General features: G+C 65.8%; 1 protein-coding gene. It reads right to left on the bottom strand.

Annotated features, from left to right (window positions below):
• Window positions 1-1,570: AMP-binding protein (locus tag Acor_RS00025; protein ID WP_340163123.1), on the bottom strand; the 1,570-nt coding region annotated here is incomplete at its 3' end.
• Window positions 1,571-1,689 lie beyond the last annotated feature (119 nt).

The following is a 1,689-nucleotide window of genomic DNA, read 5'->3' as shown; positions in this document are numbered from 1 at the left end:
CCTCAAAAAAATTAGCCCGCCGCCCAATCCCCCCTTTCACCCCAACCACCTTCCCCCAAATATCCGCCAGCACCTCCTCAACCACTCCCCGAGGCTCCTCATAAACTGCCTCCACCCCAGGAAGCGCCCCCAACTCCACCTTCCCATGGCTATTCCGAGGAATCTCCTCCACAACCACGACCACATCAGGCACCAAATAATCCGGCACCCTCTCCCGCAAAAACCGCCTCAACAGAACCCCAGCCGAATCCCCGCTTACTACCCCGAGCACATTTTCACCGCCGAACGAATCAGCCCCTTTGGTTGCCACATACACAACGAGTCGATCGTCGATGGCGACGACTGCGACATCTGTGACGCTGGGATGAGAGCTCAGCGCTGCCTCGATTTCGGCAGGCTCAATGCGGTGTCCGCGTATTTTCAGCTGGCGATCGTAACGGCCAGCGAATTCGATGGTGCCGTCGGGATGGCGGCGGACTAAGTCGCCGGTACGGTACATCCTCGCGCCCGGGGTGCCGGTGAACGGGTCAGGAATGAAGCTGCGGGCGGTTTGTCCCGGCTGGCCGATATAGCCAACGGCCAGGCACTCCCCTGCCAGATGAAGTTCCCCATAAACACCAACCGGACTGGGCCCACCGTGCCGATCGAGGATGTACGCGCGAACATGCGGGAGCTCCACCCCAATCGGCAGATTCCCCAGACCGCCCAAGCCATCCGACTGACCACCAAAGCCGCCCGCGACACCCGAGCGACCACCCACGCCCAACTCGCCCGACCTACCGCCATGGCCACCGGCCACGCCCGCGCCATGAGCTCCGCCCGCCACGCCCGCCACGCCCGCCACGCCGGCGTTGCCCGCGTTGCCCGCCACGCCGGCGTTGCCCGCGTTGCCCGCGTTGCCCGCTACGCCTGTAGCGTTCGCGCTTCCCGCTGAACCTGCGATCGTCGCGTCGGCGGGCATGGTGTGGACGGTGGCGCAGACGGTGGCTTCGGTGGGGCCGTAGTGGTTGTAGAGGGTTGTTTTGCCGTTTGTGGCTTGGTGCCAGTTGTGGGCGGTTTGGGTGGGGGCGGATTCGCCGCCGATCATCATGATCTTTACCGGCCAGGTTGGGGGGACCTGGGAGAGGTCGTTGGTCCATTGGCGCCAGAGGGAGGCGGCGGTGTCGATGGCGGTGACGCCGTGGCGGGTGCAGAAGGTGATGAGCTCTTGGGCGTCTATTCGTGCGGGTTCGGGGTGGAGGACGAGGGCTGCGCCGGAGGTGAGGGCGGGGAAGAGGTCTCCGGCTGAGGCGTCGAAGGTGAGGGGAGGGAGCATCAGGATGCGATGGCCGGGGCCGAAGCCGTGGGCCTCGCGGAAGGATCTGGTCAGGTTGGAGAGGGTGTCGTGGCCGACCATGACCCCCTTGGGGTGGCCGGTCGAGCCAGAGGTGAAAACGACGTAGGCGAGACCGCCTTGAGCGAGACCGCCTTGAGCGAGACCGCCTTGAGCGAGACCGCCTTGAGCGAGACCGCCTTGAGCGAGACCGCCTTGCGTGGAGGGTGGGGAGGGGTCGGGGCGGCAGGAAGGGATTGGGTCGGTGTGTAGGGCCGTTCGGGGGAGCCAGGTGCCGGGGAATGTGGGGGGTGGGTTGTCGGCGATGACGGCGGTGGCTTGGGCGGTGGTGAGGAGTTCGGTGATGCGGGCTGGGG

This window comes from Acrocarpospora corrugata, from assembly GCF_009687845.1.
Lineage (GTDB): Bacteria > Actinomycetota > Actinomycetes > Streptosporangiales > Streptosporangiaceae > Acrocarpospora > Acrocarpospora corrugata.
The sequence above is the reverse complement of the archived record's forward strand: the minus strand, read 5'-3'. Positions and strand labels throughout refer to the sequence as shown.